General features: G+C 65.9%; 5 protein-coding genes and 3 tRNA genes. 7 read left to right on the top strand and 1 reads right to left on the bottom strand.

Features of this window, described 5'->3' with window-relative positions:
- Nucleotides 1–85: 85 nt before the first annotated feature.
- Nucleotides 86–667, top strand: a complete 582-nt coding sequence (pth, locus tag QMX80_RS05040) for an aminoacyl-tRNA hydrolase (protein WP_282275638.1) — start codon at nucleotides 86–88, stop codon at nucleotides 665–667.
- A gap of 76 nt (nucleotides 668–743) precedes the next feature.
- Complete coding sequence (gene ychF / locus QMX80_RS05035) at nucleotides 744–1,835, top strand: redox-regulated ATPase YchF (protein ID WP_055771967.1); 1,092 nt, start codon at nucleotides 744–746, stop codon at nucleotides 1,833–1,835.
- A gap of 286 nt (nucleotides 1,836–2,121) precedes the next feature.
- Here the strand turns inward: ychF and QMX80_RS05030 are convergent, their stop codons facing one another.
- Complete coding sequence (locus QMX80_RS05030) at nucleotides 2,122–4,914, bottom strand: TonB-dependent receptor (RefSeq protein WP_273084457.1); 2,793 nt, start codon at nucleotides 4,912–4,914, stop codon at nucleotides 2,122–2,124.
- 227 nt (nucleotides 4,915–5,141) lie between these two features.
- Here QMX80_RS05030 and QMX80_RS05025 point away from each other — a divergent pair, with 227 nt between their 5' ends.
- The 5 genes from QMX80_RS05025 to QMX80_RS05005 all read left to right on the top strand — a co-directional run bounded on the left by QMX80_RS05025 (nucleotide 5,142) and on the right by QMX80_RS05005 (nucleotide 7,722).
- Nucleotides 5,142–6,119: a cyanophycinase gene (locus tag QMX80_RS05025; RefSeq protein WP_273084648.1), complete on the top strand. Its 978-nt coding sequence runs from the start codon at nucleotides 5,142–5,144 to the stop codon at nucleotides 6,117–6,119.
- A gap of 147 nt (nucleotides 6,120–6,266) precedes the next feature.
- Nucleotides 6,267–7,286, top strand: a complete 1,020-nt coding sequence (locus tag QMX80_RS05020; RefSeq protein WP_273084455.1) for an isoaspartyl peptidase/L-asparaginase — start codon at nucleotides 6,267–6,269, stop codon at nucleotides 7,284–7,286.
- Nucleotides 7,287–7,422: 136 nt separating this feature from the next.
- A tRNA-Tyr gene (locus QMX80_RS05015) sits at nucleotides 7,423–7,508 on the top strand.
- Nucleotides 7,509–7,535: 27 nt separating this feature from the next.
- Nucleotides 7,536–7,609 (top strand) — tRNA-Gly (locus tag QMX80_RS05010).
- Between the two features lie 37 nt (nucleotides 7,610–7,646).
- Nucleotides 7,647–7,722 (top strand) — tRNA-Thr (locus tag QMX80_RS05005).
- Nucleotides 7,723–7,750 lie beyond the last annotated feature (28 nt).

The following is a 7,750-nucleotide window of genomic DNA, read 5'->3' as shown; positions in this document are numbered from 1 at the left end:
GGCACCGACCGCCGGCGAAGAAGCCGCCGAGTAATCGGCGGGTTGCGTCCGCCCTTCCCGGGCGGACGCAGCCAACGGTGGACGCATGACTGGCTTGCGACTGATCGTCGGTCTGGGCAATCCCGGAACCGAACACGCCCGGACCCGGCACAATGCCGGGTTTCATTTCGTTGAGGCCCTGGCCGAGCGGGCGGGCGCGCGGTGGGCGCTGGAAGGCAAGCTTTTCGGCGAAGTGGCCAAGGTCGATATCGGCGGCCAGCCGGTATGGCTGCTCAAGCCGGCCACCTTCATGAACCTGTCCGGCAAGTCGGTCACCGCCGCGCAGCGGTTCTGGAAGATCGAACCGGAACAGACCCTGCTCGCGCACGACGAACTGGACCTGCCGCCGGGTACGGCGCGGCTGAAGTTCGACGGCGGCCATGGCGGCCAGAACGGCCTGCGCGACACCATCCGCCTGCTCGGGCATGGCAGGTTCCATCGGCTGCGCATCGGCATCGGCCATCCCGGCCACAAGGATCGCGTGGTGCCGTGGGTGCTGGGCCGTCCGTCGAAGGACGACGACGTGCTGATCGCGCGCGCCATCGACGACGCCATCGACGTGATGCCGTTGGCGGTGGACGGCGATTTCAACGAGGCCATGAAGCGGCTGCACACGGGCAAACCGTGATTGCGGCCTGCGCTTTCGCGCGCGGCGACGCCGCCGGAGAGCGCAGGCCGGAATCCCGAATCGTGGAGTTTGTTGCATGGGTATCAAATGCGGCATCGTCGGCCTGCCCAACGTCGGCAAGTCGACCCTGTTCAATGCGCTGACCAAGGCGGGCATCGCCGCGGCCAATTTCCCGTTCTGCACGATCGAGCCGAACACCGGCATCGTGCCCGTGCCCGATCCGCGGCTCGAGGCGCTGGCCGCGATCGTCAAGCCGGAGCGGGTGATCCCGACCACGATGGAATTCGTCGACATCGCCGGCCTGGTCGCCGGCGCCTCCAAGGGCGAGGGCCTGGGCAACAAGTTCCTGGCCCACATCCGCGAGACCGATGCCGTCGCCCACGTCGTGCGCTGCTTCGAGGACGGCAACGTCATCCACGTCGCCAACAAGGTCGATCCGATCGCCGACATCGAGACCATCGATACCGAACTGGCATTGGCCGACCTCGAGTCCGTGCTGAAGGCGCTGGACCGCGCCAACCGCGCGGCCAAGGCCAACGACAAGGACGCGCTGGCGCGCAAGCCGGTGCTGGAGAAGCTTGCCGCGGCGCTCGACCAGGGGCGCTCGGCGCGTTCGGCCGGCCTCGACGCGGAGGAGAAGGCGCTGATCCGCGACATGTTCCTGATCACGCTCAAGCCGCTGATGTACATCGCCAACGTCGCCGAGGACGGCTTCGAGAACAATCCGCACCTGGATGCGGTGCGCGCCCGCGCCGAAGCCGAGGGCGCCGAAGTGGTGCCGGTGTGCGCGGCGATCGAGGAAGAGCTGTCGCAGCTGGAGGACGCCGATCGTGACGAGTTCCTCAAGGACCTCGGCCTCGACGAGCCCGGCCTGAACCGGGTGATCCGCGCCGGCTACAAGCTGCTGGGCCTGCAGACCTACTTCACCGCGGGCGTGAAGGAGGTCCGTGCGTGGCAGCTGCGCGCCGGTTCCACCGCGCCGCAGGCGGCGGGCGTGATCCATACCGACTTCGAGCGCGGCTTCATCCGCGCCGAGACCATCGGCTACGACGACTTCATCAACCTCAAGGGCGAGCAGGGCGCCAAGGAAGCCGGCCGCCTGCGCCTGGAAGGCAAGGACTACATCGTCAAGGAAGGCGACGTGCTGCACTTCCGCTTCAACGTCTGATTCCCGGCGCGATGCTGGAAACGCGAGGCCCCGCAATGCGGGGCCTTTGCGTATCTGGCGAGCGCGGCCACGCCGTGGCTGGCCAAAAATTCGACAGCCCAGGCGGAGCCTTTGCGGTGCCGCCGTGCGCGGGAGTTTTCCACAGGCTTTTCGCTGCCTTCTGCACATGTGCTGTGGAGAATCACGGGGGAGGTGTCGGGTGGCATCGATGGATCCAGCCGGTCCTCCGGAAACAACAGGGCCCGCATCGCGGGCCCTGTTGTTGCAGCTGTGAACGATCCACTTCTTACAGCGGCTTGCCGCCCAGTTTCCAGGTGACCTGCACGAAGTAGCTGCGGCCGATCGCGTCGAACCACGAGGTGTTGTAGTACGGGTACGCGGCCCAGGTCGCGTCGCGCGGCGGCATCTTGTCGAACAGGTTGTTGACCGACAGCGACACCCGCAGGTGGTCGTTGATGTCGTAGCGCGCACCGGCATTGAAGCGCCAGGTGGCTTCGGTCCAGGCGTCGTTGTCGTAGTTGGCGACGCGGCCCAGGTAATCGCCGAACAGGCTGGCGCCCCATTCACCCTTGTCCCAGGTCACGCCCAGGTTGGACTTGACCCGCGGCAGGGTGGTATCGCTGAAGCTCACCGACAGCATGTCTTCGGTCGGGTCGCCCGGGTACTGCTGGCGGGTATGGCGATGGGCCCAGGTATAGGTACCGGTGAAGCTGAAGTTGCCGGCCGCCGCGGTCTGCAGGCGGTAGTTCGCGGCCACGTCGATGCCGGAGGTCTCCTCGCGGGCGATGTTGATCGGTGCGAAGTGGACGCTGGTGATGTCGCCGTTGCTGTTGCGGATCACCCGTGCCATCGCGTCCACGCAGGTCGGCGAGGTGGGATCGACGGTCGCACCGGTGTCGGTCTTGCCGAGGCGGCAGTTGGCTTCGGTGATGCGCAGGATTTCGCGGTCCTGCGACTGCACCTGGTTCATCACCTTGATCTTGTAGTAATCCACCGCCAGGTCGAAGTTGGCGATGGGCGACCACACGAAGCCTGCCGTGAACGACTTGCTGGTCTCCACGTCCAGGTTCCTGTTGCCGGAATAGACATCGAGCGTATTGGTGTCCCAGTCGCCTTCGTCCCAGCACTCGCCGTTGCTGAAGCCCGGCTCGTCCTGGCGGCAGTGGTAATAGTCCGTCGAAGTCTTGCGGTAGTAGTCGTCGTCGGCGAACAGGTAGTGCATGTCCGGCGCGCGGAAGCCCGTGCCGTAGGAGCTGCGCACCAGCAGGGTATCGAGCGGACGCCATTCCAGGCCGGCGCTGTAGGTGAACTTGCCGGGATGCCTGTTGCCGAAGCTGTAGCGGTCGTAGCGGCCGGCCAGGCTGGCCTGCAGGTTGGAGACCACCGGCACGCGCAGCTCGCCGGCGGCGCTCCAGCGGTTGCGGCTGCCGCTGCCGTCGCCGTACTGCGGGCCGTAGTAGGCGTCGGCGGTCAGCGCCAGCGGGTCGGGATGGATCGCATAGGACTGGCGGCCGTATTCGACCACGCCGGCAAAGCCGACGTCGCCGGCCGGCAGCGAGAACAGCGCCGGGGTGTCGGCGGTGAAGCTGACGTTGTCGTTCTTGGCTTCGGGATGGAAGGTGGACATCGCCGCGATGGAGGCGAACTCGGCCGGCGTCAGCGGCTTGAACAGGCGCGCCGGATCCGGGTTGTAGATCGCATAACCGTCGTCGTCGTAGCCCAGCCGCTCGCCCAGGAACAGGCGGTTGGCTGCGTCGGCCTTGATGCGCGGCATCTTCACGTCGGCCTTGTACTGGGAGTGGTTGTAGGCGCCTTCCCAGTTCCAGTTGTCGCCGAGCATGCCCTTCAGGCCCGTGGTCACCGCCAGCGTCTTCTGCGTGGTGGTGTTCATGCGGTTTTTCAGACCGCCGACTTCCTCGGGGCCGAACTGGCGCCTCCAGATTTCATAGTGCCCGGTGCCGGCGTTGTAGAACACCTTGTCGTTGTTGTCGGTCGAGGCCGGGTCGTGGAACTCCCAGCCCATGTTGTCGCTGGGGTAGGAGCTGGTGCCGTTGCCGGTCATCAGCTTGACTTCCTGGCGGCCGAGCTGGACGTCGGCGAACCAGGACAGGTTGTCGTCGAAGCGATACTCGAACGAGCCATAGGCGGTGGCGCCCTTGCGCTCGTTGTTGATGGTGCGCTGGGCGGTGATCCGCTCGCTGCCGCAGTAGGGCTCGCCGTAGCGGTCCAAGGCCAGGTGGGTGGTGCCGCTGTTCAGGCCCGCCAGTGCGGAGCAGTCGCCTTCCGGATCGAGCGCGACGTCCTCATCGACGTCATAGCGGCGGGCGACCAGGGTCGGCAGGCGGCTGCGTGAGGTCGGGCCGTCGAGCGTGGAATCCTGCACCTTGCGCTGGGTGCCCCACACCGGGTGCTTGTCCATCAGCTCCACGCCGACGATGCCGCTGAAATTGCCCTGTTCGAAGCCGGTGGTCAGGGTCAGGTCGTGGGACTCGCCGCCGCCGCGGCTGGTGTCGCCATAGCGGTAGTCGATGGTGGTGCCGTCGGTGGACTTCTTGAGGATGAAGTTGATCACGCCCGCCATCGCGTCCGAGCCATAGACGGCCGAGGCGCTGCCGGTCAGCACTTCGATGCGGTCGATCATCCCCAACGGGATGTTGCCGATGTCGGTGAAGTTGCTCTTGCCGTTGAGCGGCAGCGGGAAGTCGGCGATGCGGCGGCCGTTGATCAGTACCAGGGTGTGGTTCGGGCCGAGGCCGCGCAGGTCGACAGCCTGTGCACCAGGGGTCGACTGGGCGCCGGTGGTGTTCTGCTGGCCCTGGGTGTAGCCGTTGTTCTGGCTGAGCGAGCGCAGCACATCCGGCACGCTGGTGAAGCCGGCCGCCTTGATCTGCTCGGCGTTGACCACCGTGACCGGCGCCGGGCCCTCCACCTGCGCGCGCGGGATGCGCGAGCCGGTGACCTGTACGGTATCCAGTTGCTTGGTTTGATCGTTGTCGGTGTTCTGGGCCAAGGCCATTGCGGGGGCGGCCATGCCAAGCAGGGCCAACTGGATCGAACACACCATTGCGTGTCTGCGCATGAATCAGGTCTCTGCTGAAAGTGTTCCGGAAAGTGTCTGGCCGGCCCGCGTGAGCGCCGGGAGCCCCGGATAAAACGTGAATGGGGGCGCGATCATCTAACACCTTTTTTACACGCTTGACCACTGCCGGAAAGTCTGGCATTACGGCATGGAAGCGATTACATGTTGTCCTGGAGAGCGGTATGAAGCGGATGGTTTCCCGATGCGGGCGGTTGGCCCTGGTGCTGATGGCGCTCGGCATGGCGGGCGGCGCGGTCGCCGCGGGCGGCAGGGGGCTGTCGGATCCGGGCTACCGCTATTACGAAGTGGGGAATCCCGATGCCCAGCGTCCCGGCCAGACCCAGGCGGCGATGATGCTGATGGGCGGCGGCGACTGGGTTCCCGAAGCCTTCCATTGGTGGGTCGAGCGTGCCGGCAACGGCCGCGTGGTGATCCTGCGCGCCTCCGGCGACGACAATCTGCAGAACGAGCTGTATTACGACATCGGCGGGGTCACGTCGGTGCAGACCCTGGTGTTCGACAGCCGCAAGGCGGCCGACGATCCGGCCGTGCTGCGGGTGGTGCGGGGTGCGGATGCGATCTTCATCGCCGGCGGCGACCAGTCCCGCTACATCCGTTTCTGGAAGGGGACGGAGTTGAACCAGGTCCTCAACGAGCACGTCGCCGCGGGCAAGCCGATCGGTGGTACCAGTGCCGGCCTGGCGATCCTGGGCGGCTACAGCTATGGCGCCCTGGATGGCGGGAGCGTCAATTCGCCGGCCGCGTTGAGCGATCCGATGGGCAGCAAGGTCACGATGGACCAGGATTTCCTGACCATGCCCTATCTCTCCAATGTCGTCACCGACACCCATTTCGCCAAGCGCGAGCGGCTCGGCCGGCTGATCGTGTTCGTCGCGCGCGCCGCGCAGGAAAAAGGCCAGGACGACATCGTCGGCATCGGCGTGGACGAGGACACCGCGCTGTGCGTGGAGGCGGATGGCCGTGGCCGCGTCTACTCGCTCGACGACGGCTATGCCTGGCTGGTGATGCCACACCGCACCGCCGACCGCCTGAGCAGCGGCGAATCGCTGGAGTTCAGTTCCATTCCGGTGACCGGGGTGGGGGCGGGCAGCCGCCTGCACCTTGCTGGCTTCACGGTCGACAATCCGGCATTCACCGCCGTGGCCAGCGTGGTGGACGGCGAGCTGGAGCTGCAGCCGGATTGATCTGACGGCGGCTGATCGCAGACAGGGAAGGGGCTTCGGCCCCTTTCTGCGTTTCAGTGGCGTTGCCGCGCGCGTCCGCATCGGCAGCGTCTGTTCAGATCGGCGATGGCGTGCCTAGAATCGGGCACCTTTCCAGAGTGAAGAAACATGAAGCTGACTTCCGCGGTATTGCTGGGCCTGGCGTCGTTGTCTTCCGCGGCGGCCGTGGCGGCGCCCGCCTCGCCCCTGCTCGTGATCCATGGCGGAGCCGGCGTGGAGCGCCAGGATCTCAATCCGGAAGAGGTGCGTGCCGCGCGCGCGGCGCTGGAAGCCGCCCTGCGCAAGGGGCACGAGGCGCTTGTTGCCGGCAAGCCTGCGATGGACGCCGTGACCGCCGCGATCACCGTGCTGGAGAACGACCCGACCTTCAATGCGGGGCGCGGTGCGGTCTTCACCCATGACGGCAAGAACGAGCTCGATGCCTCGCTGATGGATGGCGCCACGCTGCGCGCCGGCGCCGTGGCCGGCGTGCACACGATCAAGAACCCGATCCTGCTGGCCAGGGCGGTGATGGAGCATTCGCCGCACGTGATGATGATCGGGCAGGGCGCGGAGATGTTCGCCGCCGAACAGAAGATCGAGCAGGTGGATCCTTCGTATTTCCGCACCGAGAAGCGCTGGCAGCAGCTGCAGCGCGCCTTGAAGGAAGAGGCGGCCGGCCAGGCGCACGCCGACCTGGAGACTGCCAAGCACTTCGGTACCGTCGGCGCGGTGGCGCTGGATGCGCAGGGCAAGCTGGCAGCGGGTACTTCCACTGGCGGCATGACCAACAAGCGCTACGGGCGCGTGGGTGATTCGCCGATCATCGGCGCCGGCACCTATGCCAGCGACAACTGCGCGGTGTCCGGCACCGGCTGGGGCGAGTTCTACATCCGCCTGGCCGCGGCCCACGAAATCTGCTCGCGCATGAAGTACCTCGGCGAAACCCCGGCGCAGGCCGGCGAGGAGGTCATCGTCAAGCGCCTGCCGGAGCTTGGCGGCGATGGCGGGGCGATCGTGCTGGCGGCCGACGGCAAGGCGGCCACGCCTTTCAATACCGAGGGCATGTACCGCGGCTGGATCGGTGTCGATGGCGTGCCGCACGTGGCCATCTTCGCGGACGAAAAGCTGAAGATGCCGGGCGAGTGAAGGCGCGGCGGAGGCGGGGAGGGGAATTTTCGCGGAATGTGAAAATTTCTGTTGACAGCATCACGTGTCATCACCAGAATAGCGGGCTCTCCCACCCCTGACCGGTTAGGCCAAGGTCATCAAAAAGGGGTGGAGCGGAGGGATACCCAAGCGGCCAACGGGGGCAGACTGTAAATCTGCTGGCTTACGCCTTCGGTGGTTCGAATCCACCTCCCTCCACCAGTTTCATGTTGTGGCGTTGTTCCCGGTGCGGGAGTAGTTCAATGGTAGAACCTCAGCCTTCCAAGCTGATGGTGCGGGTTCGATTCCCGTCTCCCGCTCCATTGAACGAAATTGAAAACATGCCATAATACAAAACTCGCTCACGTAGCTCAGTCGGTAGAGCACCTCCTTGGTAAGGAGGAGGTCGAAGGTTCGATTCCTTTCGTGAGCACCATCTTGCTCAAAGCGCCATAACCAACCTG

It is taken from the genome of Stenotrophomonas sp. PS02297 (assembly GCF_029959705.1).
GTDB lineage: Bacteria > Pseudomonadota > Gammaproteobacteria > Xanthomonadales > Xanthomonadaceae > Stenotrophomonas > Stenotrophomonas nitritireducens.
Note: the sequence above shows the minus strand (reverse complement) of the source record. Positions and strands in the feature narration are given on the sequence as shown.

What these genes read in the sequence shown, in the direction of transcription:
- pth (WP_282275638.1), top strand. Translation starts at nt 86, where the DNA reads ATGACTGGCTTGCGACTGATCGTCGGTCTGGGCAATCCCGGAACCGAA.
- ychF (WP_055771967.1), top strand. Translation starts at nt 744, where the DNA reads ATGGGTATCAAATGCGGCATCGTCGGCCTGCCCAACGTCGGCAAGTCG.
- QMX80_RS05030 (WP_273084457.1), bottom strand. Translation starts at nt 4,914, where the DNA reads ATGCGCAGACACGCAATGGTGTGTTCGATCCAGTTGGCCCTGCTTGGC.
- QMX80_RS05025 (WP_273084648.1), top strand. Translation starts at nt 5,142, where the DNA reads ATGGCGCTCGGCATGGCGGGCGGCGCGGTCGCCGCGGGCGGCAGGGGG.
- QMX80_RS05020 (WP_273084455.1), top strand. Translation starts at nt 6,267, where the DNA reads ATGAAGCTGACTTCCGCGGTATTGCTGGGCCTGGCGTCGTTGTCTTCC.